The sequence below is a fragment of the Streptomyces sp. URMC 127 genome (assembly GCF_051386535.1).
GTDB lineage: Bacteria > Actinomycetota > Actinomycetes > Streptomycetales > Streptomycetaceae > Streptomyces.
Genome location: NZ_JBPQTW010000017.1, coordinates 30,926 through 56,311 on the forward strand (window position 1 = coordinate 30,926; position 25,386 = coordinate 56,311).

The window sequence follows — 25,386 nt, forward strand, 5'->3', positions numbered from 1 at the left end:
AGGATCTCGCCACCGGGTGAAAGAGTGTCATGTCGCGGCGCCGTTCACCCCGGTTGGCCGCGGGGGCTATTCCCCCCGGGTGAAGGTGCGCCGGTACTCGCTCGGCGTGGCGCCGAGGATGCGCTGGAAGTGCAGGCGCAGGTTCGCGCCGGTGCCGAGCCCGACGTCCGACGCGATCTGCTCGACGCTGCGCTGCGAGCGTTCGAGCAGTTCGCGGGCCAGGTCGATGCGGGCACGCATCACCCACTGCATCGGCGTGTAGCCGGTCTCCTCGACGAAGCGCCGGGAGAACGTGCGCGGCGAGACCCCGGCCTGCTGCGCCAGAACGTCGAGGGTGAGGGGCTCGGCGAGCCGGCGCAGCGCCCACTCGCGCGTGCTGCCGAAGCGCTCGCCGTGCGGCTCGGGCACGCTGCGCGGCACGTACTGCGCCTGGCCTCCGCTGCGGTAGGGGGCGGCGACCAGGCGGCGGGCCGCGTGGTTGGACGCGGCCACGCCGAGGTCCCCGCGCAGGATGTGCAGGCACAGGTCGATGCCGGAGGCGGCACCGGCCGAGGTGAGCACGCTGCCCTCGTCGACGAACAGGACGTTCTCATCGACGCGTATGCGCGGATGCCTGGCCGCGAGTGCCCGCGTGTAGTGCCAGTGCGTCGTGGCCCGCCTGCCGTCGAGCAGCCCCGTGGCGGCGAGCGCGAAGGCGCCCGTGGAGATGGCGGCGAGCCGTGCGCCCCGGTCGTGGGCGGCGCCCAGCGCGTCGACGACCGCCTGCGGCGGATCGTCGCGGTCCGGGCTCCGGTAGCCGGGCACGAAGACGATGTCCGCCCACGCCAGCGCCTCCAGGCTGTGGGCGACGTAGTACGACAGCCCGTCCCCGCCGGTCACCAGCCCGGGCGCCGCCCCGCACACCCGCACCTCGTACGGCATGCTCGCGCGGGTCGTGAAGACCTGCGCGGGAATGCCGACATCGAGCGGTTTCGCACCCTCCAGCACGAGGACGGCAACGCGATGTAAGGGGGAGGCTGACACGGGAACGAGCCTACGTGGTGGGTGAGTGGCTGGTGTGGTGGGGGAGGACTGCGCCCCGGGGCGCCGACAGCACCGTCACCCCGGTCGTGGCGGCGGCCGACGCATCGGATGCTGTGCCGCCCGGGAGGTTTTCGGCCTGTTCGGGGCCTCACTGTCAGGGCCCCGTCATAAGGGCGGCGTGAGATGTGGGAGCGTGGGCGGGTGAGTGAGCCTAAGCCGAACACCCTCCAATACCGCTCCGACGGGTCGGAAGACGCCCCGGTCCTGGTCCTGGGACCGGCCCTCGGTACCACCTGGCACATGTGGGACCGCCAGATTCCCGAGCTGACCCGGCACTGGCGCGTGGTCCGCTTCGACCTGCCCGGACACGGCGGCGCCCCCGCCGCGCCCGCCGCCTCCGTCGACGACCTCGGTGACCGGCTCGTCGCCACTCTCGACTCGCTCGGCGTCGACCGCTTCGGGTACGCCGGCTGCTCCCTCAGCGCCGCCGTCGGCATCGACATCGCCCTCCGCCACCCGCACCGGCTCGCCTCCCTCGCCCTCGTCGCCGCCTCCCCCCGGTACGGCACGCCCGACTCCTGGCGGCAGCGCGGCGCCGCCGTCCGCCGCGAGGGCCTCGACCCCGTCGCCCGTTCCGCGCCCGAGCGCTGGTTCACCGCGAGCTTCTCCGGTGCTCAGCCGGCCATCGTGGACTGGGCCGTCCAGATGGTCGGCACCACCGACACCTACGCGTACGTCGCCGCCTGCGACGCCCTCGCCGCCTTCGACGTCCGCGCCGAGCTGGGCCGGATCAGCGTCCCGGCGCTCGTCATCGTCGGCGCCGAGGACACGACGACACCGCCCGCGGACGCGCGGGTCCTCGTCGCGGGCATCCACGACGCGAAGCTCGCCGTCGTCCCGGGCGCGTCCCACCTCACCCCGGTCGAGCAGCCCGCGGCGGTGACGGATCTGCTGGTCCGCCACTTCACGACGGCCTGGCAGCTGTCGACGCAGCAGGGGCTGTCGGTGCTGCCCCCGGCCTCCGGGGCCGGCGCCTCCGGTGCGCCCGACTCCGGCGCGGCGTCCTCCGGGGCCGCCGCCGGCGCGGGCGACCGCGCGCAGCCGGCGGCAGCCGATCCGGCCGGGGCGGGCTTCGGCGCGACCGGCGCGACCGGCGCGGGATTCGGGGCTCCGGGCTCCGGGATGCCGGGGGCGGCCTTCGGCACCCCGCCCGGTGGCACCGGTGTGCCGGCTCCCGCTCCGGCCCCGGGCGCTGCGGCGCCCGCCGGCGGTTTCGGGGCTCCGGGCTCCGGCCCTGCCGTGCCGGGCGGCGCCCGCCCCGGTGACGGCTTCGGTGCTTTCACCCCGGCCTCCGGCGCGACCGGTGTGCCCGGCGTGACCGGCGCGGCCGGTGTGCCCGGCCCCGCAGGTCCCTCCGCTCCCGGCGCGGCGCCGCAGGCGTTCGGCGGCCCGGGCTACGGTCCCGGTGCCCCCGGTGCATCCAATGCGTCCGGTCCCGCGAGCCCGGTCTCGGAGCCCCCCGCCTCCGCCACGCCTGGTTCCGGCATACCCGGGCCGGGCAGTGCGGGTGGTGCCGCCGCCTTCGGGGCCGGCCCCGGCGCAGGGGGCTCGGACACGGTGCGGATCACACCCTCTCCCGTCACCCCGGACACGGTGCGGATCAACCCCCGGCCGCCGCAGCCCGCCTCCGCAGGTTCCGGCCTGCCCGCCGCGGAACCGCCCGCCGCGGAACCCGCCGTCGCAGGGCCCGCCGCGGCCGAGTCGTTCCGCGGCTTCGGGCCGCCCCCCGCGGACGCGGCGGGCGGTGAGGCCGGCCCCGACGCCCTGGAGCGCGGCAAGCGCACACGTCGCGACGTCCTCGGCGACGAGCACGCGGCGCGGGCCGAAGCGGACCGGGACGCGTTCACCGCCGACTTCCACGACCTCGTGACCCGTTCCGCCTGGGGCGGCGCCTGGGCCCGCCCGGGGCTCGACCACCGCACCCGGGCCCTGCTCACGCTCACCGCCCTCACGGCCCGCGGCCACTACGACGACATCGCCCCGTACACCCGCGCGGCCCTCCGCAGCGGCGCGGGCCCGGAGGAGATCAAGGAGACGCTGCTGCACGCGGCCGTGTACTGCGGCCTGCCCGCCGCGGGCGCCGCCTTCGCCGCGGCGCAGCGTGTCATCGCCGAGGAGGCGGGCCCGCGGCCGTAGCAGTATGGGGCCATGGAGCAGAAGCTGAAGCTGACGAAGAAGAGCCACGCGTGCGTCCTCCTGGAGAAGGACGGCCGCACGCTCGCCATCGACCCCGGCGCCTTCAGCGAGGAGGACGCGGCCGTCGGCGCCGACGCGATCCTCGTGACCCACGAGCACCCGGACCACTTCGCGGAGGACCGCCTGCGGGCGGCCCTCGACGCGAACCCGGCGGCGGAGCTGTGGACGCTGCGCAGCGTCGCCGAGCAGATCGCCCCGGCCTTCCCGGGCCGGGTGCACACCGTGGGGGAGGGCGACGCCTTCACGGCCGCGGGCTTCGACGTGCAGGTGCACGGGCAGCTGCACGCGGTGATCCACCCGGACATCCCGCGGATCACCAACGTGGGCTACCTCGTGGACGGTTCGGTCTTCCACCCGGGCGACGCGCTGACGCTGCCGGGCGTGCCGGTGGACACGCTGCTGCTGCCGGTCATGGCGCCGTGGAGCAAGGTCTCGGAGGTCATCGACTACGTGCGGGAGCTCGCGCCGCGCCTGGCGATCGACGTCCACGACGCGCTGCTCAGCGACCTCGCGCGGCCGGTCTACGACCGGATGCTGACCCCGGCCCGGGCCGGCGCGGAGCACCAGCGGCTGGCGTCCGGCGAGGCGGTCACCCTGTGAAGGCCGGGATTGTCGGACCCGGCCATTAGGGTGGCCGCATGCGCATCGCCACCTGGAACGTGAACTCGATCACCGCCCGTCTCCCGAGGCTGCTGGCCTGGCTGGAGAGCAGCGGCACGGACGTGCTCTGCATACAGGAGACGAAGTGCGCCGACGAGGCCTTCCCGTACGAAGAGCTGCGCGCGCTGGGCTACGAGGCCGCGGTGAACGCCACCGGCCGGTGGAACGGCGTGGCGGTGATCTCCCGCGTGGGCCTCGCGGACGTGGTGAGCGGCCTGCCCGGCGGGCCGGACTACGACGGCGGGCAGGAGCCGCGCGCGATCTCGGCGACGTGCGGGGGCGTCCGCGTCTGGTCGGTCTACGTGCCCAACGGCCGCGAGGTCGGCCACGACCACTACGCGTACAAGCTCCGCTGGCTGGAGGCCCTGCGGGACGCCGTCGCGGCGGACGCGGAAGGCGAGCGCCCCTTCGCGGTCCTCGGCGACTACAACATCGCCCCCACCGACGACGACGTCTACGACCCGGCCGTCTTCGAGGGCGCGACGCACGTCACCCCGGCCGAGCGGGCGGCGCTCGGCGCCCTGCGCGACCTCGGCCTGTCCGACGTCGTGCCGCGCCCGCTGAAGTACGACCACCCGTACACGTACTGGGACTACCGCCAGCTGTGCTTCCCCAAGAACCGGGGCATGCGCATCGACCTCGTCTACGGCAACGCCCCCTTCGTCAAGGCGAAGCAGGACGCCTACGTCGACCGCGAGGAGCGCAAGGGCAAGGGCGCCTCGGACCACGCCCCGGTCGTCGTCGACCTGGAGGTGTGAGCCCGGGCGCCCCCGGAGCGGCGGGCGGCGCGCTCAGATCAGCTCGCGCAGGTCGATCGCGTCGCTGAAAGCCCTCATGCCCGCGTCGTTGGGGTGGAGGTGGTCGCCGCCGTCGTAGGCCGGCAGCATCCGGGCGGGCTGCTGCGGATCCCGGATCGCCGCGTCGAAGTCGTACACGGCGTCGTAGGTGCCTCCCGCGCCGCCGGAGGCGCGGATGTGCCGGTTGATGGCCATGCGCTGGGCCTCGGCGTCCGCCGTGCAGTCGTAGAAGCCGCCGCAGGGCGCGATCGTCGCGGCGATGACCCGCATCCCGCGCTCGTGGGCGCGCTCGGCGATGGCCTGCAGGCCCGCGATGACCTGCGCGGTCGAAGTCCCGGCCCGGATGTCGTTGACGCCCTCGAAGACGATGACCGTACGGGCCGAGGTCTGCGCCAGCACGTCCCGCTCCAGGCGGTGCTGCGCGCTGACGCCGCTCATGATGGTGCTGGTCCCGTCGCCCGGATAGCGGTCGGTCACCACGCGGTTGCCGGAGATGCCGTGGTTGAGGACCCCGAGCCGCGGCAGGGAGTGCTGCGCCTGCAGCCGCCGCGCCAGCAGGTCGGGCCAGCGGCCGTTGGCGCCGGGCGTCGACCGCTCGCCGTCGGTGATGGAGTCGCCCAGCGCCACGACGGACCCGGGGCCGCCCTCCACGTCCACGCCCGTCAGCAGCGGCCACGTGGAGAGCGTGCCGGTGTACGCGCCGGCGCCGCGCTCGCCCGTCCGGTCGCCGCTGCCGTCGGCGGTCAGGTAGGACGCCTGGCCGCTGGTGTAGCTGTGCACGGGAACGGCCGGCACGGTGCCGGGCAGGTGGAGGCTCACGAGCAGGTCGGCCCCGGCGGGCACCCGGAAGCCCAGCGGGTCGCTGAAGGCCTGCGCACCGGCGGGGATCACCGTGTCCGGCCGCCCGCCGAAGGACAGGGCCCTCGGCGTGCCGGCCGCGGCCGCGCCCTTGTCCCGCAGCGCGATCGTGGCGCGGCCGATCCGCACCGGGCGGGGCGCGAAGGTGTTCTCCAGCCGGATCCGCGTCGCGGGCCCGCCCGTGCTGCTGTGCACGACCAGCCGCAGCGTGCGGTCCTTCCACGGCCCGACGGCCGCGTAACCGGAGGTGGAGGCGGCCCAGGTGCCGGTCCAGCCGCGGGAGCCGCCGCGCAGCGCGAGGGAGAACACGTGCAGGTCGCTGTCCGGCCCCGGGTCCTGCGGCAGCACCACGGAGGCGACCTCGCGGCCGGGCGCGACCGGCACCGACACCGCGTACAGCCTGGTGGTCTCGGTGCGCCGCCCGCCCGCCGTGTTGAGGTGGGGCAGCCCGACGGCCTTCGTCGTGAGGGGCCCGCGGCGCCAGTCCGGCGCCGTCAGCCGGTAGGTGCTGCGCGAGCCGTCGCGGTAGCGCACCGTGCCCGTGCCGCCGGCGTCGCCGCCGGGCGCGCCCTTCCTGCTCGCGGCGACGAGGAACGTGAGGGCCTCGCCCCGGCCGCCGAGCCGGACGGCCTGGCCGGCCGCGCGGACGTTGTCGGGCCGGCCGGCGGCCGGGCGGGGCCAGTGCAGGCGGGCGCCGTCGAAGGCGAGTGGGCGGCCGGGCGTCCAGCCGGCGGCCGCGAGGTCCTGGGCGGAAAGGGAGTTGCCCGCCCCGTCGAAGTCGGCCGCGCCGGGGAGGGCGTCGTCACTGATCCCCCGGCTGTCGAAGAGCCGCTCCAAAGGGAGCGGCTCTCTGCCGGGCAGCGCGTCGGACGGTTCGCCGGCGGCGAGCGCCGGGGCGTTTGCGGCAGCGACGGCGCACGCGGCGCCGGTGATCCCCACCGCGACGGCCCGGGCCGCCGCCCGCGCCGCCGTCCACCGTCTGTGCCGTCTACCGCCAGGCTTCTCGTTTCGGAGCATGCGTCTCATGCCTCCCTGGGTTCCCCGCTCGGTACGTGGCTGCATGAAGCTAAGAAGACGCATGGGCAACGTCAAGGAGGCCATCCGGTCACGCGGGAGCCGCGCGCCTGTGGTGGGGCCATCCGTGCGAGTGCGATCCTGTTGGTATGAACATTCCCTTCTTGGACAGTTGGCGAAAGCGACACGGCCCGGAGCGCGGGGCGGCGCCCGCGGGCGCGGCCGACCGGGAGCCGGAAGGGCTCGCGGAGCTGCTGTCCGAGTGCGAACTGCTGCGCACGCACGCACAGTCCGCGGGAGTGGCGCTCGACGATTCACCCGCCTCCCTGGAGGCCCTGGACCAGCTGCAGCCGCGCTGGCGCGACGACCCGGAGCTGGTGCCCTGGCTCGGCAACGACGCGGGCCTCTACCTGGGCACGGTCGTCATCCGTACGGTCCGGGACGCGGGGTGGTGGATCCGCTCCGACGGCCAGCCGGTGGTGCGGCTGGCCAGCGGCCGCGAGGTGGACGTGGTCGAGGCGGGGCAGGCGTGGGCGGCCGACGGCGCGCCGGAGCTGTCGCAGCTGTACGCGGAGCTCGCCGAGAACTGAGGCGCCGGCTCAGCTGGTGAACGCGATGTCGTACTCCACCCGCCAGCGGTCCGCGCGCACGACGATGTCGGAGGTCTCCACGGCGCGGCCGTCGCCGTCGAAGTGCGTGCGCTCGATGACCGTGACGCAGCTGCCCGCCGCGCAGCCGAGCGCCTCGGCCTCCGGCGTGCTCGCGGGCCGGGAGCCGACAAGCTCCTGCGCGCGCACAACGCGGATGCCGATGGCCGCGAGCCGCCCGCGCACCCCGCGCCGGGCGTAGGGCCCGCGCTCGGGCAGGACGACGTCGGTGCCCTCGGTGATGGCGAGCGGCTCCCAGCTCGTGGCGAGCTGCACGGGGTGGCGGTTGGCCAGGTACTCGTACTGGGTGCAGAGCACGCGCGTGCCCACGCCGATGTGCAGGCGCTGGGCGATGCGCTCCGGGGCAGCCGTTTCGGTGGACGAGGCTTCCCACGTAAGAGTGGTGTTGCGGCCCGTGCCGCCGTCGGGCGGGGGCTGCCGGCCGGAGTGCCCGCCCTGGCGGGCGCGGGGCGGGCCGTAGCCCCGGATCTGGGCGGCGAAGGGGGTGTCGACGGCCCCGGTGGACCGGAGGAGGCTGCCGAGCGGCGCCCGGTCGGTGACGAACACGCCGCGGCCGAACTGGCCCTCCGCGTAGCCCGCGGCCTTCAGCACGCGCACCGCCCGGTCCACGGTCTGGTCGCTGGCGGCGTAGGTGCGCTTGAGCTCGGAGCGGGAGGGGATCCGCTCGCCCACGGCGAGCCCGCCCTCGTCGATGCGCCGGCGCAGATCGTCCGCGATGCGCTGGTAGACGGGCCTGCTGTCGCCCACCCCCGGCTCCTTTCCCCCGAGTTCCCCTGGTCCGTCCCCCTCAGGCTAGGTACCCAGGCCCGGTCTGTGTACCTAGGGCAAATGGCGGGCAATGTGCAACGAATGCCCATATGAATGCGTGTCATGGCTGAAGTCCCCTTTGGAGGGGAATAGTTTGCGCGGAGTAGTGGAGCAGCGGAAGCAGCCGAGTACGGGACGGGCCGGAAGAGCGCGGAGAGTGGGCGGGACTGGGTATGGCCGTCGATCCCCTGATCGAAATGCGGGACGTCAACAAGCACTACGGCGATCTGCACGTCCTGAAGGACATCAACCTCACCGTCGGCCGCGGCGAGGTGGTCGTCGTCATCGGCCCCTCCGGCTCCGGGAAGTCCACCCTGTGCCGCGCCATCAACCGCCTGGAGCCCGTCGGGTCCGGCACGATCCTCCTCGACGGGCACCCGCTGCCTGAGGAGGGGCGCGAGCTCGCCAGGCTGCGGGCCGAGGTCGGGATGGTCTTCCAGTCCTTCAACCTCTTCGCCCACAAGACCGTGCTCGCCAACGTCTCCCTGGCGCCGGTCAAGGTCCGCAAGCGGCCCAGGGAGGAGGCGGACCGGCGCTCGCGCGAGCTGCTGGAGCGCGTCGGCCTGCTCGCGCACGCGGACAAGTACCCGGCCCAGCTCTCCGGCGGCCAGCAGCAGCGCGTGGCCATCGCCCGCGCCCTGGCCATGGACCCCAAGGTGATGCTCTTCGACGAGCCGACGTCCGCGCTCGACCCGGAGATGATCAACGAGGTGCTGGAGGTCATGCAGCAGCTCGCGCGGGACGGCATGACGATGGTCGTCGTCACCCACGAGATGGGCTTCGCCCGCTCCGCCGCGAACCGCGTCGTCTTCATGGCCGACGGCCGCATCGTCGAGGACCGCGCCCCCGAGGAGTTCTTCACCGCGCCGCGCAGCGAGCGCGCCAAGGACTTCCTCTCCAAGATCCTCAAGCACTGAGGGGGACCGGTGACCCCGCACCCGCCGCCGCGCCGCACCCACCGCCCGCGCCCCGCGCGCCGACCGCGCCTCCCGGGCGCCCTGCGCCGTGCGGCCGCCGCCCTGGCCCTGGCCGCCCTCGCGCTGCCGGCCGCCGCCTGCGGCAAGTCCGGCAGCCCGCCCGTCAAGGGCCCGAGGCCCGACGCGCTGCCCGTCTACCGGGTCGACAAGGGCTTCCAGCTGACGGACTCACCCACCTGGCGGGCCGCGAAGGCCCGCGGCCACCTCGTCGTCGGCGCCAAGGAGGACCAGCCCTACCTGGGCGAGAAGGACCCCGCCACCGGCGTCTACTCCGGCTACGACATCGAGATCGCCCGCATGATGTCCGCCTCCCTCGGCTTCGACCCCAAGAGCATCCGCTTCCGCACGATCGCCTCCGCGAACCGCGAAACCGCCCTCCAGAACGGCCAGATCGACTACTACGTCGGCACGTACACCATCAACGCCCTGCGCAAGAAGCAGGTCGGCTTCGCCGGGCCCTACTACATCGCCGGGCAGTCGCTGCTCGTGCGCACCGACGAGACCGACATCAACGGCCCCCAGGACCTGGCCGGCAAACGGGTCTGCTCGGCCGCCGGCTCCACCCCGCTGCAGCGCATCGAGCGCGACTACCCCAAGGCCGTCGCCGTCGCGTACGACACCTACTCGGTCTGCGTCGACAACCTCCTCAGCCTCCAGGTGGACGCCGTCACCACCGACGACACCATCCTCATGGGCTTCGCCGCCAAGGCCCCGGACGAGCTGAAGATCGCCGGCAAGCCCTTCTCCAAGGAGCCCTACGGCATCGGGGTGCCCCGCGGCGACAACGCCCTGCGCCTCGCCCTGGACGACGCCATCGAGGCGCACGAGAAGAACGGCGACTGGAAGAAGGCGTACGACGCGACGCTCGGCCTCTCCGGAGTGCCCGCCCCGAAGCCGCCCGCCGTCGACCGCTACCCGGCGAGCTGAGGAGAGCCGCGATGAACGTGCTCACCGACAACTTCTCCCTGTACGGCAAGGGGCTGCTCGGCACGGTCGAACTCACCGTCTACGGCTCGCTGCTCGCCCTCGCCCTGGGCTTCGTGATGGCCGCCTTCCGGGTGGCGCCCGTCGGCTCCCTGCGGGTCTTCGGCACGGTGTGGGTGACGGTGCTGCGCAACACCCCGCTCACGCTGCTGTTCTTCGCGGTGCTGCTCGGCCTGCCCCGGTTCGGCGTCGTGCTGCCCTTCCAGCTGTTCGCCGTCCTCGCCCTCGGCTGCTACACCTCGGCCTTCATCTGCGAGGCCGTGCGCTCGGGCATCAACACCGTGCCGACGGGGCAGGGCGAGGCCGCCCGCAGCCTGGGCATGACCTTCGGGCAGACCCTGAGCCTCGTCGTGCTGCCGCAGGCCTTCCGCTCCGTCATCCCGCCGGTCGGCTCCACCCTGATCGCGCTCGCCAAGAACTCCGCGATCGCCGGCTCCTTCAGCGTGACCGAGCTCCTCGGCACGTACAAGACGCTCAACGAGCTCGGCTACAGCATCGTCTGGTCCTTCGTCTGGATCGCCGTCGGCTACCTGATCGTGACCCTGACCATCAGCGCGGTCTTCAACGTGCTGGAGAAGCGCTGGGGAGTGCCCCGATGACCGACACCGCGCTCTACGACATCCCCGGGCCGCGGGCCCGGCGGCGCCACCTCACCTACGGCCTGGCCGCCACCGCCGTGATCCTCGCGATCATCGCCTGGGTGCTCTACCTCCTCTTCGACACCCACCAGTTCACGGCGGAGAAGTGGCGGCCCTTCGCGTACGAGGGCATCCAGGAGATGCTGCTGCGCGGCCTCGGCAACACGCTCAAGGCCTTCGCCTACGCCGCCGTGCTCTCCCTCGCCCTCGGCGGGCTGCTCGCCTCGGGCCGGCTCTCCGACCACCGGATCGTGCGCTGGGCCGCGACGCTCTTCGTGGAGTTCTTCCGGGCGATGCCCGTCCTGGTCATGATCTTCTTCGTCTTCGTCGCGCTCAAGGTGCAGCCGCTGCCGGCCCTCGTCACCGGGCTCACCCTCTACAACGGCTCGGTCCTCGCGGAGGTCTTCCGCAGCGGCGTGAACTCCGTCGACCGCGGCCAGCGGGAGGCGGCGTACGCGCTCGGAATGCGCAAGACGCAGGTGATGGGCCACGTGCTGGTGCCGCAGGCGCTGCGCGCCATGCTGCCGGCGATCATCAGCCAGCTCGTGGTGGCGCTCAAGGACACCTCGCTCGGCTTCCTGATCACGTACGAGGAGTTCCTGCACGCCGGCAAGCTGATCGCGAGCAACCTGGACTACGGGCTGCCGTTCATCCCCGTCGTCATGATCATCTCGCCGATCTACATCGGCATGTGCATGCTCCTGTCGTGGCTGGCGACGTGGGTGGCGAAGCGGCAGCGGCGCAGCCTCAAGACGGAGGCGGTGGAGGTGGCGCCGGCGGAGCCCGGCACCCTGTTGCCGGGTGCCGGGCAGATCCATCCGTGACGGGGTGGCGGATCCATCCGTGACGGGGTGGCGGATCCGTCCGTGACGGGGTGGCGGGCCGGGCGTCCGCCGTGGGTACGGGTCAGGCGTCCGCGCCCAGCCACATGTCCGGGCCGAAGACCTCGTAGTGGACGGCGGCCGCCCGCACCCCCGCCGCCAGGAGCTGCGCACGGGCCGAGCGCAGGAACGGCAGTGGGCCGCAGAGGTAGGCCGTGGTGCCTGCGGGGACCTCGATGCGGGAGAGGTCGGCGTAGCCGGTGCGGTCGGCGGGCCAGTCGCCCTCCGGCTCCTCGTACCAGATGTGCGCGACCGCGTCCGGCAGCTTCTCCGTGAGCTGCAGCAGGTCGGCGCGGAAGGCGTGGGTGGCCTGGCTGCGGTCGGCGTGGACGGAGATCACGCGGCGCTGCGAGCCGGTGGCGGCCAGGTGGGCGAGCATGCCGGTCATCGGGGTGCAGCCGATGCCGGCGGAGGCCAGCAGGACGGGCCCGTCGCCCTCGTCGAGGGCGACGTCGCCGGCCGGGGCGCTGATCATCAGGGTGTCGCCGGCGGCCACGCGGTCGTGCAGGTGGTGGGAGACCTCGCCGTCCGGCTCGCCGGTCACCCGCTTGACCGAGAACTGCAGGGCGTCGTCCGGCCGGCCGGAGAGGCTGTACTGGCGGATCTGCCGCGCCCCGTCGGCGAGCTCGACCTGCACGGAGACGTACTGGCCGGGCCGGAAGGCGGGCAGCGGGCCGCCGTCCAGGGGCCGGACGAAGAACGTGGTCACCTCCGCGGTCTCCGCGAGGCGGCTGACGACGCCGTACGGGCGGAAGACGCCCGCGCCCGCCGTGCCGTCCGCGCCGTCCGTGCCGGCCTGCTCGTACAGGCGGGCCTCCAGGGCGATGAGGGCGTTGGCCATCAGCCAGTAGACCTCGTCCCAGGCCGCCGCGACCTCCTCGGTGACGGCGTCGCCCAGCACCTCGGCGATGGCCTCGAAGAGGTGGAGGCGGACCACCTGGTACTGCTCGGGGCGGATGCCCAGCGACACGTGCTTGTGGGCGATGCGCGAGAGCATCGCGTCGGGCCGGGTCTCCGGGTGCTCGACCAGGGCCGTCGCGAAGGCGGCTATCGCACCGGCGAGGGCCTGCTGCTGGGTGCCGCTCGCCTGGTTGCCGCGGTTGAACAGGTCGCGCAGGAGCGCGGGGTGCGCGGCGAAGAGCTTGTCGTAGAAGAGCGGGGCGATCTCGCCGATCGCGCCGCCGACGGCGGGGAGCGTGGCGCGGACGATATCGGTCGACTTGGGGGACAGCATCGGCGCTCCTGAGTATAAATTGGTAACTGGAATGCGTATTTTTAGCCGTGCGTGAGTACGGGCGAAGGTCTGGTGGCGTGGGACGTCAGTCCCGCGTGCGGGTGCCCAGGCTCAGCAGCACCGGACCTGTGGGGGGTCCGGTCAGGTCCTCGACGGTGATCGGGTCCAGCGCGGCGAAGAACGCCTCCTGAGCGTTCCGCAGCGCCCCGCGCAGGCGGCATGCCGCGCGCAGCGGGCAGGGTGGGTCGTCCTCGCAGCCGACGACGTCGCCCGCGCCCTCCAGCTCGCGCACCAGCCGGCCGACCGAGCCCGTCCGGCCGGCGGCGGTGAGGGAGAGGCCGCCGCCGCGGCCCCGGCGGGCTTCGACGACGCCCATGTGCTGCAGTCTGCTGACCACCTTGGCGGCGTGGGTGTACGGCACGGCGATCGCCTCGGCCACCTCGCGGGTGGTCGGGGTGTCGTTGCCGGTCACGGCCAGGCGCATGGCGATGCGCAGCGCGATGTCGGTGCTCTTGGTCAGTCGCACATCTGCACTGTATCTAATTGGATTCTGGTAATCCAATTAAACTGCCGGTCATTAGTTGACAGACGGTCACCACCCGGCGAGTCTGACGTCCGCGTCGGCGGCCCGGCGGCCCGGTGGCTCACCGGCCTGCCCGCCGCACGACGCATCCGGAACCACGGCACACAGCACGGAGGCAGTAGTGGCACAAGCGCACGGACGCGGCGGACGGTACGGCAAGGGGCTGGCTGCGCTCGGCGCGGCGGCAGCCCTGGCGGCGGGGGCGGCCGGCACCGCGACGGCGGAGGGCGCGGAGGGAGCGCCCGCGACCCCCGCCGGCAGCGCGCGCTACGTCGCCCTCGGCGACTCCTACACCTCCGGCCCGGGCATCCCCCAGCAGACCGGCGGCGACTGCGCCCGCTCCAGCGTCAACTACCCGGCGCTCACCGCGCAGGCCCTGCACCAGACGTCCTTCAAGGACGTCAGCTGCAGCGGCGCCACCACCGACGACATGTGGCGCGCCCAGGGCGACAACCCGCCGCAGCTCAACGCGCTCGGCCGGAACACCCGCCTCGTCACGCTCGGCATCGGCGGCAACGACATCGGCTTCGGCGACATCATCGGCACCTGCGCGCAGCTGTCCGCGTCGGACCCGGCCGGTGCGCCCTGCCGCACGAAGTACACCGAGGGCGGTACGGATCAGCTCACCGCCCGCATCGCCGGTGCCGCGCCGAAGGTCGCCAAGGTGCTGCAGGACGTGCACAAGCGGGCCCCGCTCGCCCGCGTCGTCCTCGTCGGCTACCCGGCGATCATGCCGGAGGACGGCGCCGGGTGCTTCCCGTCCGTGCCGATCGCCGCGGGCGACGTGCCCTACCTGCGGGACACCGAGAAGCGGCTCAACACGATGCTGCAGGGCGAGGCCCGCAAGGCCGGTGTCCGCTTCGCCGACACGTACAAGACGACCGTCGGCCACGACGTGTGCAAGCCGGCGGCGGACCGCTGGATCGAAGGCGCCCAGCCGGAGAACCCGGCGGCCCCGTTCCACCCCAACGCCCGCGGCGAGGCAGCGATGGCAACGTCCGTCACGTCGTCGGCCCGCCGCTAGGCACTGTCTTCCGCCGCGGCGGCGCTGCACCACGACGGTGGTGTCCGGCGGTGCCGTACGACCTGAGGCGGGTCCGGCACCGCCGGTCGCGCCCGGTGGGGGTGGATCGCCGTGGCGGCGGGGGTAGTTCGGCAGGCGGCCGACTCGCCGGTTCGGGCCAGCCCCTGCCCCCTTCCGCCGCGGCGGCGCTGCACCACGACGGTGGTGTCCGGCGGTGCCGTACGGCTTGAGGTGGGCGCGGCGGTGCCGGGTGCGTTCCGTCGACTCGCAGGTTCGGGCCGGCCCCCATCTTCCGCCGCGGCGGCGCCGCACCACGACGGTGGTGTCCGGCGGTGCCGTACGACCTGAGGCCGGTCCGGCACCGCCGGTCGCGCCCGGTGGGGGTTGAGCGCCGTGGCGGCGGGCGACTCGGGCGCGGCGCGTCGCCGTCGCCCGCCCGGCGGGGCACGGCCGCGCGCCGGCGAAGCAATGGGAGCCCGTGCTGCCGGTTGCGGCGGGTGGGGTTGCGCGCCGTCGCGGCGCGGGTAGGCTCCGGGGCCCGTTCGTCCCCTTGGAGGCAGTGATGGCCCGTCCGAGAACGAAACCCCGAACGAAGCCTCCGCGGCGGCTATCCGTGCTCGCCGCGACGGCCTCCCTGGTCGTAGGCCTCGGCGCCCTCCCGGCCGCCGCCGAGGCGGGCGGGAAGGCTCCCGCCAAGACCCCCGTCGCCGTGGGCTACGGCGGCGCCGTGGCCAGCGTCGACCCCGACGCGTCCGCCGCCGGCATCGAAGTGCTCCGCAAGGGCGGCAACGCCGTGGACGCCGCCGTGGCGACGGCCGCCGCGCTCGGCGTCACCGAGCCGTATTCCGCGGGCATCGGCGGAGGCGGCTACCTCGTGTACTACGACGCGAAGCGTCAGCAGATCTCCACCGTGGACGGCCGCGAACGCGCGCCCCTGAGCGCGGACAAGGACCTGTTCCTGGAAAACGGCAAGCCCATTCCCTTCGCCGACGCCGTCACCAGCGGCCTGAGCGTCGGCACGCCGGGCACCCCCGCCACCTGGGACACGGCCCTGCGCACGTGGGGCAGCCGCTCGCTCGCCCAAGTGCTCAAGCCCGCCGAGCGCATCGCCCGCTCCGGCTTCACCGTCGACGCCACCTTCCGCCGGCAGACGGCCGACAACCAGGCCCGCTTCAAGGACTTCCCGGCCACCGCAAAGCTCTTCCTGCCCGGCGGCGCCCCGCCCGCCGTCGGCAGCACCCTCAAGAACCCCGACCTGGCCCGTACGTACGCCCTGCTCGGCGAGCGCGGCGTCGGCGCGCTCTACCACGGCGAGCTCGGCCGCGACATCGTCCGCACCGTCCGCAAGCCGCCCGTCGACCCCGCGTCCGGGCGCGTCGCCCGCCCCGGCGACCTGACCGAGCGGGACCTGCGCGCGTACGCGGCGAAGCGCCAGGCGCCGACGCGCACGTCGTACCGCGGGCTCGACGTGTACGGCATCGGCCCGTCCTCGTCCGGCGGCACCACCGTCGCGGAGGCCCTCAACATCCTGGAGAACAGCGACCTTTCGAAGGCCGACGAGAAGACGTACCTGCACCGGTACATCGAGGCCAGCCGGATCGCCTTCGCCGACCGCAACCGCTGGGTCGGCGACCCGGCCTTCGAGGACGTGCCCGCCAAGGCGCTCACCTCGCAGCGGTTCGCCGACGCGCGGGCCTGCCTCGTCAAGGACGACACCGTGCTGACCAGCCCGCTCGCGCCGGGCGACCCGCGCCGCCCGGTGCCCTGCGGCGCGCACGGCAAGGCCGCGCCCACCCCGTACGAGGGCGAGCACACCAGCCACCTGACGGTCGCCGACAAGTGGGGCAACGTCGTCGCGTACACGCTCACGATCGAGCAGACCGGCGGCAGCGGCATCACCGTCCCCGGCCGCGGGTTCCTGCTCAACAACGAGCTGACCGACTTCTCCTTCACGCCCGTCACGCCGGGCGTGCACGACCCCAACCTGCCCGGTCCGGGCAAGCGTCCGCGCTCGTCGCTGTCGCCGACGATCGTGCTGGACCACGGGCGGCCCGCGTTCGCCCTCGGTTCCCCCGGCGGCGCGACGATCATCACCACGGCGCTGCAGACCCTCCTCAACCACGTCGACCGCGGGATGCCCCTCGTCGACGCGATCGCCGCGCCGCGCGCCAGCCAGCGCAACGCGGCGGCCACCGAGCTGGAACCGGGCCTGTGGGACAGTCCGTTGCGCGGCAGGCTTGAGCGTCTCGGGCACGTCTTCAAGGCCAACCCGGAGATCGGCGCGGCAACCGGCGTGCAGCGGCTGCCGGACGGCCGGTGGCTGGCCGCCGCGGAGCGGACACGGCGCGGCGGGGGCTCGGCGATGGTGGTGCGGCCGAGCGGGCACGCTCCCACGCGCTGAGGGCGTACGCCTCACCCACACGGGTGTATCGGTCCGGGCTGCCGGTTGGGCCGCCGGAGCCCGGGCCACGCTTCTGGACATATGGCTGCGGGGGAGTGCAGGGGACGGCGGCCCGGCCCCGGGAGGGCCCTGCCGGCCGTCCCGGCCGTCCTGGCCCTCCTGACGGTGCTGGCGGCGAGTGGGGTCTGGTGGCTGCTCACGGCGCCGGCAGCGCGCGCCGCCGGCCGGTCCGCCGACGTGCCCACGTGCACGCTCGGGGCCTACCTCAGCGATCTGTACGACATCGAGCCCGCGCAGCACAGGTTCGCCGCGCGGTTCCGCCTGTGGTCGGTGTGCCCGGAGCGGGATCTGGACCCGCTGCCCAAGGCATCCTTCAGCAATGTCAGCGACCCGGAGCGGGGAGAGCCGGTGGTGACCGTCCACCCGGGCGGTTTCCGGGACGTCATGCTGCTCCAGGGAAAGTTCCGGCAGAACTGGGACGCACGGGCCTTCCCCTTCGACCGGCAGCGGATCGAGGTGGTGGTCAGCGCCGGCCGGCCGGTCGAGGAGTTCCGGTTCGTGTCCGACAACGCGAACTCCGCGGTGAGCGAGGGCGTCGTCCCGTCCGGCTGGCGCGTGACCGGCTTCCGGCTGGTCGCCACGGAACACCGCTTCCCCACGAACTTCGGAAATCCCTCACTCCCGCCCGGAGCGGGCGTCACGCACAGCCAGGTGCGCATCCGGATCGACCTGGAGCGTGACGACCCCACGGCCTTCCTGAAGCTGACAGGCCCGCTGTACCTGATGGTGCTCATCGCCACCGCTACCTTCCTGCTGCCCTCGCACAGCGACGAACTCGCCATGGGCGAGCGGCTGGACTCCCTGCAGAGCCGCTTGGGGCTGCTCGGCGGCGGGCTCTTCGTCGTCATGCTGAACATGCAGCAGGTCAGTGCGGTGGTGACCAGCAGCGTGGGCCTCACGCTCCTCGACTGGCTCCATCTGCTCACTCTGGCCTACGTGTTGCTGGCGGTGATGGCCACGGTGGTCTCCTGGCGCTGGACGGTGCAGGGCCACGATCCGGTGCGGGTGGCGAAGTACCACCACAGGGGCGCCGTGTACGGGCTGCTCGGGTACTCCCTGGCCGCCACCGCGGCCGTGGGGTGCTTCGCGGCGGCGGGCTGGGTGTGGTGAGGGTCTTCCCGGTGAGCGGGCCCCGCCGGCACCACCGCGTCAGCCCACCGCCACCGGCACCACCGCGTCAGCCCAGCAGCTTGATCACTTCCTCCGTCGTGCCGGTCTCCGCGAGGCGCGGGAAGACCCTCTCGACGACAATGCGGTGCACTTCCGGGTCGGTGTCGGTGACCGCGTCGGTCACGACCGTGACGTGGTAGCCGTGCTCGTGGGCGGCGCGGGCGGTGGACTCGACGCCCGCGCCCGTCGCGATGCCCGCGAGGACGATCTGGGTGACGCCGCGGCGGCGCAGCTGGAGGTCGAGATCGGTGGCGTGGAAGGCGCCCCAGGTGTGCTTGGTGACCACGATGTCGCCCTCCGCCCGGCCGAGTTCGGGCACCAGCTCGGCGAAGCCGGCCGGCGGCTGCCCGCTGCGCAGGGGCGCCTCGGAGCGGCCGGGCGCGGCGCCGGCGACCCGGACGAGGACGACCGGCAGGCCGCGCTCGCGGAAGGCGGCGGCCAGGCGGGCACCGCGTTCGACGATCTCCCCGGAGGGGTGGACGGTGGGGAGGGCGACGATGCCCTTCTGGAGGTCGATCAGGACGAGGGCGGTGGCGGGGTCGAGGGTGGTGACGGGCATGGCTTGCAGCTCCGTTCCGGATTCGTCGGGTGTGTTGAGCCGGGTGTGCTGAGTCGGGTGTGTTGAAGGGGTCGCGCCTGTTCAGCGGGTGGTCGAGGTGGGTGCGCGCAGGGCGCGGTCGGTGGCGGTGAGGGCGAGCAGCAGCAGGCTCAGCAGGCCGGTGACGGCCGCGAGCCGGTGGAGTCCGGCGTCTCCCGCCCGCTGACCGAAGCAGAGCGCGAGCAGGCCGGTGGCGGCCATCGCGCTCGCGTACTGGGCGGTGCGCTGCAGGCCGGCCGCGGAGCCGATGCGGTCGGGCCGCGCCTGGGCGTAGACGGCGGCCTGGTTGCCGGTCGAGAACAGGCCCTGCGGGATGCCGAAGAGCGCGGCGGCGACGAGCAGCGCGGCGAGCGGGGTGCCGCCGGTGGCGGTCACGAGCACGCCGCTGCCCGCGGCCAGCAGCGCGGCGGCCGTGGTGAGCGGGGCGCGCAGGCCCTTCGTACGGGCGCCGAGCAGCGAACAGACGGCGGCCGCGAGGGACATCGGCAGCATGACCAGACCGGTCTCGAAGGAGGTGTAGCCGTGGGCCTCCTCCAGCCATTGGGAGTATCCGTAGAGGGCGGCGTAGATGGACAGGTAGGCGAGCCCGTGACGCAGGTAGGTGCGCAGGAGGGCGGCCCGGGACGGCGCAAGGTCGGCGGGGTCCTGTTGCTGTTCCTGTACGTGTTCCCGTACGTGCGTCTGTTCCTGCCTCTGCTGGACGGGACCGTTTCTGCCGTTTCTGCCGTCCCCCGGACGCCGCCGGTCGCGAGGGAGCCACGGCAGGGCCGCCGCGAGCGCGAGGACGGCCAGCGGGACGTTCACCGCGAAGATGCCCCGCCATCCGGTGGTCGCGGTGAGGAGCCCGCCCAGGGTCGGGCCGAGGGCCGCGCTGCCGAGGGCGGCGAGCGAGAGGCGGCCCATCACCGGGCGGGGCGCGGGGCGCCCGGTGCGCAGGGACTCGGCGCGCAGCATCGCCATGGCCGCCGGGTACGCGGCCGACGTGCCGAGGCCCAGCAGCACGCGGGCGGCGATCAGCTGGCCGAAGGCGGGCGCGAGCGCGCCGAGCAGACCGGCCGCGCAGACGAGGAGGAGCCCCGCGAGGAAGACGCGGCGGGGGCCGAGGGAGTCGGCGAGGCGGCCCATGACGGGCTGGCCGGCGGCGCTGGCGAGGTAGAGGGAGGACAGCAGCCAGGCGGTGCCGGAGGGGCCGGTGCCGAAGTCGTGGCCGATCGCCACCAGGCCGGTGGCGATCATGGTGCTGTTGAGGGGGTTGAGGACGGCGCCGAGGAGCAGCGGCGTCATCAGGCGGGGGCCGAAGGCGCCGCCGGTGTCCTCGGCGGGGGCGGCGCCGGAACGCCGCGTTAAGGCTTTCATTCCTTTACCAGGCGCTGGAGCAGGCGGGTGGCGTCGCGGAGGGTTCTCTGCTCGTCCGGGGAGAGCCGGTGGGCGATGGCGTCGGCGAGCCAGGCGTGCTTGGAGTGCCGTACGGAGGCGACGGCCTCCCGGCCGTGCTCCGTGAGGGAGAACAGGACCTGCCGCCCGTCCGTGGGGTGCGGGGAGCGGGCCACCAGGTCCAGCTCCTCCAGCTTGCCGACGATGACGCGCATGGACTGCGGACGGACGAGCTCCGCACGGGCCAGGTCGGCGATGGTGGCCGGGCCGCCGCCCGCGAGGCGGCCGAGGACGGTGCGCTGGGAGGGGGTGAGGGCGCCCTGCGGCGACGCGACGCGCAGGCGGCGCATGAGCTGGGAGACGGCAGCGGCCAGGTCGGCGGCGGCGCGTTCCTGATCCTGGCCGGGCAGCCGGCCGGCTTCGTTGTCGGGCATGGCTCCACCGTAGATATTGACAGGTAAACTTGCAAGTTTTCCTGTTGTTCCCCCTACTCGGTCCCGTTCCGGGAAGGCGGAGTTATCCACAGGACGATCGACGGTCTTGCCGCGCGGCGTGCCGCGCCCTACGGTCGCAACCACACGTGGATCTACGCGTGTCAGCCAGGCCCGTCGGTCTGGCCGGCGCCCCCGTGAAGGAGCAGCTCATGGCCAATGTCGTCCGCGCCGCTCTGGTCCAGGCCACCTGGACCGGCGACACCGAATCCATGCTCGCCAAGCACGAGGAGCACGCCCGCGCGGCCGCTGCCCGGGGTGCGCAGGTGATCGGCTTCCAAGAGGTCTTCAACGCCCCGTACTTCTGCCAGGTCCAGGAGAGCGAGCACTACCGCTGGGCCGAGCCCGTCCCCGACGGGCCCACGGTCCGCCGCATGCAGGACCTGGCCCGCGAGACGGGCATGGTGATCGTCGTGCCCGTCTTCGAGACCGAGGGCCCCGGCTTCTACTACAACACCGCGGCCGTCGTCGACGCCGACGGCCGCTATCTCGGCAAGTACCGCAAGCACCACATCCCCCAGGTCAAGGGCTTCTGGGAGAAGTACTACTTCGCGCCGGGCAACCTCGGCTGGCCCGTCTTCGACACGGCCGTCGGCAAGGTCGGCGTCTACATCTGCTACGACCGCCACTTCCCCGAGGGCTGGCGGCAGCTCGGCCTCAACGGCGCCCAGCTCGTCTACAACCCCTCCGCCACCTCCCGCGGCCTGTCGGCCCACCTGTGGAAGCTGGAGCAGCCCGCCGCCGCCGTCGCCAACGCGTACTTCGTCGCCGCCATCAACCGCGTCGGCCAGGAGGAGTACGGCGACGACGACTTCTACGGCACCTCCTACTTCGTCGACCCCCGCGGGCAGTTCGTGGGCGACGTCGCCAGCGACACCAAGGAGGAACTGCTCGTCCGCGACCTGGACTTCGGCCTCATCGACCAGGTCCGGCAGCAGTGGGCCTTCTACCGCGACCGCCGGCCCGACGCGTACGACGGGCTGGTCCGGCCATGAGCCCCGCCCACGGCCCCGGCGGCGCCCCGGCCACCCACCTGCACGCCCGGCACCGCGCCGTGATGCCCGAGTGGCTCAGCCTCTACTACCGCGAGCCGCTGGAGCTCACCCACGGCCGGGGCCGCCACGTCTGGGACGCCCAAGGACGGCGCTACCTCGACTTCTTCGGCGGCATCCTCACCACCATGACCGCCCACGCCCTGCCCGAGGTCACCAAGGCCGTCACCGAGCAGGCCGGCCTCATCCTGCACACCTCCACCCTCTACCTCGACCGGCACATGGTCGAGCTCGCCGAGCGCATCGCCGCCCTCTCCGGCATCCCCGACGCCCGCGTCTTCTTCACCACCTCCGGCACCGAGGCCAATGACGCCGCCCTCCTGCTGGCCACCTCCTACCGCCGCTCCAACCAGATCCTGGCCATGCGCAACGGCTACCACGGCCGCTCCTTCTCCGCCGTGGGCATCACCGGCAACTCCGCCTGGTCTCCCACCAGCCTCTCGCCGCTCCAGACGCTCTACGTGCACGGCGGGATCCGTGGATCGGGCCCCTACGCCCACCTGCCCGACCGGGAGTTCATCGCCGCCTGCGCCGCCGACCTTGAGGACATGCTCGGGCAGGCCCACGGCCGCGTGGCCGCGCTGATCGCCGAACCGGTCCAGGGCGTCGGCGGGTTCACCTCACCGCCCGACGGCCTCTACGCCGCCTTCCGCCGGATCCTCGCCGAGCGCGGCATCCTCTGGATCTCCGACGAGGTGCAGACCGGCTGGGGCCGCACCGGCGACCACTTCTGGGGCTGGCAGGCGCACGCCGAGAACGGCCCGCCCGACATCCTCACCTTCGCCAAGGGCATCGGCAACGGCATGTCGGCCGGCGGCGTCGTCGCCCGCGCCGAGATCATGAACTGCCTCGACGCCAACTCCATCTCCACCTTCGGCGGCAGCCCCGTCACCATGGCCGCCGGCCTGGCCAACCTCACCCACCTCCTGGAGAACGACCTCCAGGGCAACGCCCGCCGGGTCGGCGGCCTGCTCATCGAGCGGCTCCGCGCCATCACCGCGGGCTTCCCCGTCGTCCGCGAAGTGCGCGGCCGCGGCCTCATGATCGGCATCGAGCTCGTCGAGCACGACGGCTCGCCCTCGCCGGAAGCCGCCTCCCTCGCCCTCGAACTGGCCAGGGAGGAAGGCCTCCTGATCGGCAAGGGCGGCCGCGAGGCCAACGTCCTGCGCATCGCCCCGCCGCTCTCCCTGACCGTCGTCGAAGCGGAGGAGGGCGCGTCCGCCCTCGAAACCGCCCTGCAGCAGGTGCAGTACACCATCGCCGGAAAGGAACGGCCATGACCACCACGGCCATCCGCGGCGGCCTCGTCATCACCGCCGCCGAGGAGACCCATGCCGACGTCCTCGTCGAGGACGGCAAGGTCGCGGCCCTCGCCGCCCCCGGCAGCGCCTTCGCCGAGGGCTGGCACGCCGACCGCACCCTGGACGCCACCGGGAAGTACGTCATCCCCGGCGGCGTCGACGCCCACACGCACTTCGACCTCCCCTTCGGCGGCACCGCCTCCTCCGACGACTTCGAGACCGGCACCCGCGCCGCCGCCTGGGGCGGCACCACCACCGTCGTCGACTTCGCCGTCCAGAGCCGCGGCCGGGCCCTGCGCGAGGGACTCGACCAGTGGCACGCCAAGGCCGCCGGGCGGTGCGCGATCGACTACGCCTTCCACATGATCCTCTCCGACGTGAACGAGGGCTCGCTGAAGGAGATGGACCTGCTGGTGGGGGAGGGCGTGACCTCGTTCAAGCTCTTCATGGCCTACCCCGGCGTCTTCTACAGCGACGACGGGCAGATCCTGCGCGCCATGCAGCGGGCCGCGGGCAACGGCGGCCTGATCATGATGCACGCCGAGAACGGCATCGCCATCGACGTCCTCGTCGAACAGGCCCTCGCCGCGGGCCGCACCGACCCCCGGTACCACGGCGAGGTCCGCAAGGTCCTGCTGGAAGCCGAGGCCACCCACCGGGCGATCCAGCTCGCCCGCGTCGCCGGCAGCCCGCTGTACGTCGTGCACGTCTCCGCCGAGGAAGCCGTCGCCGAGCTCGCCCAGGCCCGGGACAAGGGCCTGCCCGTCTTCGGCGAGACCTGCCCCCAGTACCTCTTCCTGTCCACCGACAACCTCGCCGAGCCCGGCTTCGAGGGCGCGAAGTACGTCTGCTCCACCCCGCTGCGCCCCCGCGAGCACCAGGCCGCCCTCTGGCGCGGCCTGCGCACCGACGACCTCCAGGTCGTCTCCACCGACCACTGCCCCTTCTGCTTCTCCGGCCAGAAGGAGCTCGGCCGCGGCGACTTCTCGAAGATCCCCAACGGCCTGCCCGGCGTGGAGAACCGGATGGATCTCCTCCATCAGGCCGTGGTCGACGGGCACATCACCCGCCGCCGCTGGATCGAGCTCGCCTGCGCCGCCCCCGCCCGCATGTTCGGCCTCGCCCCGCGCAAGGGCACGATCGTCCCCGGCGGCGACGCCGACATCGTCATCTACGACCCGCACGCCGAGCAGACCCTCTCCGCCGCCACCCACCACATGAACGTCGACTACTCCGCCTACGAGGGCAAGCGCGTCGCGGGCCGCGTGGAGACCGTCCTCTCCCGCGGCGAAGTGGTCATCGACCGGCGCACGTTCACCGGCCGGGCCGGGCACGGCCGCTACATCCCCCGCACGACCTGCCAGTACGTGACGTAGTAGCCGGCACGCCCGCCGTACCCGACCCGACCTGTCCGATGCATCCGACGTAATTACGCGCCACGCATGACGTACGTAAGGAGCACAACCGTGGACTTCGGCCTAGTCCTGCAGACAGACCCGCCCGCCTCCGCCGTCGTCGACCTGATGCGCCGTGCCGAGCGCTCCGGCTTCCGCTACGGCTGGACGTTCGACTCCGCCGTGCTGTGGCAGGAGCCGTTCGTCATCTACAGCCGCATCCTGGAGCACACCGAGCGGCTCGTCGTGGGCCCGATGGTCACCAACCCCTCCACCCGCACCCCCGAAGTCACGGCATCCACCTTCGCCACCCTCAACGACATGTACGGCAACCGCACGGTCTGCGGCATCGGGCGCGGCGACTCCGCGATGCGGGTGGCGGGCCGCAAGCCCAACACCCTCGCCCTGCTGCGCGAGTCCATCCGCGTCATCCGTGACCTCGCCGAGGGCCGCGAGGCCGACGTCGGCGGCACGGCCCTGCGCATCCCCTGGATCCGCGACGGCAAGCTCCCGGTCTGGATGGCCGCCTACGGCCCCAAGGCCCTCGCCCTCGCCGGCCAGGAGGCCGACGGCTTCATCCTCCAGCTCGCCGACCCGTTCCTCACCGAATGGATGATCAAGCACGTGCGGGAGGCGGCCGCCGCGGCGGGCCGCGACCCGTCCGCGGTCACCATCTGCGTCGCCGCCCCCGCCTACGTCGGCGACGACCTCGCCCACGCCCGCGAGCAGTGCCGCTGGTTCGGCGGCATGGTCGGCAACCACGTCGCCGACCTCGTCAGCCGCTACGGCGAGCACTCCACCGCCGTCCCCGAATCCCTCACCACCTACATCAAGCAGCGCCAGGGCTACGACTACAGCCACCACGGCCGCGCGGGAAACCCCTCCACGGACTTCGTCCCCGACGACATCGTCGACCGCTTCTGCCTCCTGGGCCCCGCCTCCGCCCACCGCGAGCGCCTGGAGCACCTGCGGGAACTGGGCGTGGACCAGTTCGCGGTCTACGCGATGCACGACGCGAAGGAGACGACGATCGACGCGTACGGAGAGGAGATCATCCCGGCGTTCAGCTGACCCGGCTGTTCGGCCGTTCGGCCGTCCGGGCGTCCGGCCGCCGTGCCTCCCGGCCCGACGGCCCACCGGC

General features: G+C 73.4%; 22 protein-coding genes and 2 pseudogenes. 16 read left to right on the forward strand and 8 right to left on the reverse strand.

Translation table 11 applies throughout. The features are described 5' to 3' along the window. Positions 1-66 precede the first annotated feature (66 nt). Complete coding sequence (locus ACSNOH_RS06705; RefSeq protein ID WP_436720263.1) at positions 67-1,023, reverse strand: GlxA family transcriptional regulator; 957 nt, start codon at positions 1,021-1,023, stop codon at positions 67-69. 183 nt (positions 1,024-1,206) lie between these two features. On the opposite strand from ACSNOH_RS06705, the pseudogene ACSNOH_RS06710 reads away from it, so the two are divergent. From ACSNOH_RS06710 to ACSNOH_RS06725, 4 genes and pseudogenes are all read left to right on the forward strand, one after another. Beyond that, a pseudogene (locus tag ACSNOH_RS06710) lies at positions 1,207-2,010 on the forward strand (alpha/beta fold hydrolase); the annotation flags it as partial. A 936-nt stretch (positions 2,011-2,946) separates the two neighbouring features. Next, positions 2,947-3,219, forward strand: a pseudogene (locus ACSNOH_RS06715) (carboxymuconolactone decarboxylase family protein); the annotation flags it as partial. Between the two features lie 12 nt (positions 3,220-3,231). Further along, entirely contained in the window at positions 3,232-3,879 is a 648-nt protein-coding gene (locus tag ACSNOH_RS06720; protein WP_436720264.1) for an MBL fold metallo-hydrolase, read from the forward strand. Positions 3,880-3,917: 38 nt separating this feature from the next. After that, positions 3,918-4,697, forward strand: a complete 780-nt coding sequence (locus ACSNOH_RS06725) for an exodeoxyribonuclease III (protein ID WP_436720265.1) — start codon at positions 3,918-3,920, stop codon at positions 4,695-4,697. 33 nt (positions 4,698-4,730) lie between these two features. On the opposite strand, the gene ACSNOH_RS06730 is transcribed toward ACSNOH_RS06725, so the two are convergent. After that, the gene (locus tag ACSNOH_RS06730; RefSeq protein ID WP_436720266.1) at positions 4,731-6,611 is read right to left on the reverse strand and encodes an SGNH/GDSL hydrolase family protein; all 1,881 of its coding nucleotides are present in this window, start codon (positions 6,609-6,611) and stop codon (positions 4,731-4,733) included. A gap of 146 nt (positions 6,612-6,757) precedes the next feature. Between ACSNOH_RS06730 and ACSNOH_RS06735 the strand changes: the two genes are divergently transcribed. Beyond that, entirely contained in the window at positions 6,758-7,198 is a 441-nt protein-coding gene (locus tag ACSNOH_RS06735) for a DUF6278 family protein (protein ID WP_436720267.1), read from the forward strand. 9 nt (positions 7,199-7,207) lie between these two features. Here ACSNOH_RS06735 and ACSNOH_RS06740 read toward each other — a convergent pair whose 3' ends face one another. After that, complete coding sequence (locus ACSNOH_RS06740) at positions 7,208-8,023, reverse strand: GntR family transcriptional regulator (protein WP_436720268.1); 816 nt, start codon at positions 8,021-8,023, stop codon at positions 7,208-7,210. Between the two features lie 233 nt (positions 8,024-8,256). Here ACSNOH_RS06740 and ACSNOH_RS06745 point away from each other — a divergent pair, with 233 nt between their 5' ends. From ACSNOH_RS06745 to ACSNOH_RS06760, 4 genes are all read left to right on the forward strand, one after another. After that, positions 8,257-9,000: an amino acid ABC transporter ATP-binding protein gene (locus ACSNOH_RS06745; protein WP_436720269.1), complete on the forward strand. Its 744-nt coding sequence runs from the start codon at positions 8,257-8,259 to the stop codon at positions 8,998-9,000. An 81-nt stretch (positions 9,001-9,081) separates the two neighbouring features. Then, positions 9,082-9,987, forward strand: a complete 906-nt coding sequence (locus ACSNOH_RS06750; RefSeq protein ID WP_436720294.1) for a glutamate ABC transporter substrate-binding protein — start codon at positions 9,082-9,084, stop codon at positions 9,985-9,987. Between the two features lie 11 nt (positions 9,988-9,998). Then, positions 9,999-10,643, forward strand: a complete 645-nt coding sequence (locus ACSNOH_RS06755; RefSeq protein WP_436720270.1) for an amino acid ABC transporter permease — start codon at positions 9,999-10,001, stop codon at positions 10,641-10,643. Further along, positions 10,640-11,506 carry an amino acid ABC transporter permease gene (locus ACSNOH_RS06760; RefSeq protein WP_436720271.1) on the forward strand — a complete coding sequence of 289 codons (867 nt, stop codon included), beginning with the start codon at positions 10,640-10,642 and terminating at the stop codon, positions 11,504-11,506. Before ACSNOH_RS06755 ends, ACSNOH_RS06760 begins: the two co-directional genes overlap by 4 nt. An 82-nt stretch (positions 11,507-11,588) precedes the next feature. Here the strand turns inward: ACSNOH_RS06760 and ACSNOH_RS06765 are convergent, their stop codons facing one another. Then, positions 11,589-12,797, reverse strand: a complete 1,209-nt coding sequence (locus tag ACSNOH_RS06765; protein ID WP_436720272.1) for a globin domain-containing protein — start codon at positions 12,795-12,797, stop codon at positions 11,589-11,591. A gap of 85 nt (positions 12,798-12,882) precedes the next feature. After that, complete coding sequence (locus ACSNOH_RS06770; RefSeq protein WP_436720273.1) at positions 12,883-13,323, reverse strand: RrF2 family transcriptional regulator; 441 nt, start codon at positions 13,321-13,323, stop codon at positions 12,883-12,885. 178 nt (positions 13,324-13,501) lie between these two features. Between ACSNOH_RS06770 and ACSNOH_RS06775 the strand changes: the two genes are divergently transcribed. The 3 genes from ACSNOH_RS06775 (at position 13,502) to ACSNOH_RS06785 (ending at position 17,975) form a co-directional block, all read left to right on the forward strand. Beyond that, positions 13,502-14,404 (forward strand): SGNH/GDSL hydrolase family protein, encoded by a 903-nt coding sequence (locus tag ACSNOH_RS06775; RefSeq protein ID WP_436720274.1) that lies wholly within the window; start codon positions 13,502-13,504, stop codon positions 14,402-14,404. A 562-nt stretch (positions 14,405-14,966) separates the two neighbouring features. Beyond that, positions 14,967-16,805: a gamma-glutamyltransferase gene (ggt, locus tag ACSNOH_RS06780; RefSeq protein ID WP_436720275.1), complete on the forward strand. Its 1,839-nt coding sequence runs from the start codon at positions 14,967-14,969 to the stop codon at positions 16,803-16,805. Between the two features lie 81 nt (positions 16,806-16,886). Continuing rightward, positions 16,887-17,975: a hypothetical protein gene (locus tag ACSNOH_RS06785; protein WP_436720276.1), complete on the forward strand. Its 1,089-nt coding sequence runs from the start codon at positions 16,887-16,889 to the stop codon at positions 17,973-17,975. Between the two features lie 67 nt (positions 17,976-18,042). On the opposite strand, the gene ACSNOH_RS06790 is transcribed toward ACSNOH_RS06785, so the two are convergent. The 3 genes from ACSNOH_RS06790 to ACSNOH_RS06800 all read right to left on the reverse strand — a co-directional run bounded on the left by ACSNOH_RS06790 (position 18,043) and on the right by ACSNOH_RS06800 (position 20,441). Beyond that, a complete protein-coding gene (locus tag ACSNOH_RS06790; protein ID WP_436720277.1) occupies positions 18,043-18,594 on the reverse strand; it encodes an isochorismatase family protein in 552 nt (183 codons plus the stop codon). An 81-nt stretch (positions 18,595-18,675) separates the two neighbouring features. Then, on the reverse strand, positions 18,676-19,989 hold the full coding sequence (locus tag ACSNOH_RS06795; RefSeq protein WP_436720278.1) for an MFS transporter: 1,314 nt from the start codon (positions 19,987-19,989) through the stop codon (positions 18,676-18,678). Further along, a complete protein-coding gene (locus ACSNOH_RS06800) occupies positions 19,986-20,441 on the reverse strand; it encodes a MarR family winged helix-turn-helix transcriptional regulator (protein ID WP_436720279.1) in 456 nt (151 codons plus the stop codon). Before ACSNOH_RS06800 ends, ACSNOH_RS06795 begins: the two co-directional genes overlap by 4 nt. Positions 20,442-20,650: 209 nt before the next feature. On the opposite strand from ACSNOH_RS06800, the gene ACSNOH_RS06805 reads away from it, so the two are divergent. From ACSNOH_RS06805 to ACSNOH_RS06820, 4 genes are all read left to right on the forward strand, one after another. Next, positions 20,651-21,493, forward strand: coding sequence for a nitrilase-related carbon-nitrogen hydrolase (locus tag ACSNOH_RS06805; RefSeq protein WP_436720295.1), 843 nt, complete (start codon positions 20,651-20,653; stop codon positions 21,491-21,493). After that, a complete protein-coding gene (locus ACSNOH_RS06810) occupies positions 21,490-22,830 on the forward strand; it encodes an aspartate aminotransferase family protein (RefSeq protein WP_436720280.1) in 1,341 nt (446 codons plus the stop codon). Before ACSNOH_RS06805 ends, ACSNOH_RS06810 begins: the two co-directional genes overlap by 4 nt. Then, positions 22,827-24,227, forward strand: coding sequence for a dihydropyrimidinase (hydA, locus tag ACSNOH_RS06815; RefSeq protein ID WP_436720281.1), 1,401 nt, complete (start codon positions 22,827-22,829; stop codon positions 24,225-24,227). Before ACSNOH_RS06810 ends, hydA begins: the two co-directional genes overlap by 4 nt. Before the next feature lie 90 nt (positions 24,228-24,317). Continuing rightward, positions 24,318-25,316: a TIGR03842 family LLM class F420-dependent oxidoreductase gene (locus ACSNOH_RS06820; RefSeq protein ID WP_436720282.1), complete on the forward strand. Its 999-nt coding sequence runs from the start codon at positions 24,318-24,320 to the stop codon at positions 25,314-25,316. Positions 25,317-25,386: the final 70 nt, after the last annotated feature.

Coding starts and splice junctions, on each gene's coding strand:
- ACSNOH_RS06795 (WP_436720278.1), bottom strand. CDS start 19,989: ATGAAAGCCTTAACGCGGCGTTCCGGCGCCGCCCCCGCCGAGGACACC.
- ACSNOH_RS06800 (WP_436720279.1), bottom strand. CDS start 20,441: ATGCCCGACAACGAAGCCGGCCGGCTGCCCGGCCAGGATCAGGAACGC.
- hydA (WP_436720281.1), top strand. CDS start 22,827: ATGACCACCACGGCCATCCGCGGCGGCCTCGTCATCACCGCCGCCGAG.
- ACSNOH_RS06760 (WP_436720271.1), top strand. CDS start 10,640: ATGACCGACACCGCGCTCTACGACATCCCCGGGCCGCGGGCCCGGCGG.
- ggt (WP_436720275.1), top strand. CDS start 14,967: ATGGCCCGTCCGAGAACGAAACCCCGAACGAAGCCTCCGCGGCGGCTA.
- ACSNOH_RS06725 (WP_436720265.1), top strand. CDS start 3,918: ATGCGCATCGCCACCTGGAACGTGAACTCGATCACCGCCCGTCTCCCG.
- ACSNOH_RS06730 (WP_436720266.1), bottom strand. CDS start 6,611: ATGCTCCGAAACGAGAAGCCTGGCGGTAGACGGCACAGACGGTGGACG.
- ACSNOH_RS06765 (WP_436720272.1), bottom strand. CDS start 12,797: ATGCTGTCCCCCAAGTCGACCGATATCGTCCGCGCCACGCTCCCCGCC.
- ACSNOH_RS06745 (WP_436720269.1), top strand. CDS start 8,257: ATGGCCGTCGATCCCCTGATCGAAATGCGGGACGTCAACAAGCACTAC.
- ACSNOH_RS06805 (WP_436720295.1), top strand. CDS start 20,651: ATGGCCAATGTCGTCCGCGCCGCTCTGGTCCAGGCCACCTGGACCGGC.
- ACSNOH_RS06755 (WP_436720270.1), top strand. CDS start 9,999: ATGAACGTGCTCACCGACAACTTCTCCCTGTACGGCAAGGGGCTGCTC.
- ACSNOH_RS06735 (WP_436720267.1), top strand. CDS start 6,758: ATGAACATTCCCTTCTTGGACAGTTGGCGAAAGCGACACGGCCCGGAG.
- ACSNOH_RS06810 (WP_436720280.1), top strand. CDS start 21,490: ATGAGCCCCGCCCACGGCCCCGGCGGCGCCCCGGCCACCCACCTGCAC.
- ACSNOH_RS06720 (WP_436720264.1), top strand. CDS start 3,232: ATGGAGCAGAAGCTGAAGCTGACGAAGAAGAGCCACGCGTGCGTCCTC.
- ACSNOH_RS06785 (WP_436720276.1), top strand. CDS start 16,887: ATGGCTGCGGGGGAGTGCAGGGGACGGCGGCCCGGCCCCGGGAGGGCC.
- ACSNOH_RS06790 (WP_436720277.1), bottom strand. CDS start 18,594: ATGCCCGTCACCACCCTCGACCCCGCCACCGCCCTCGTCCTGATCGAC.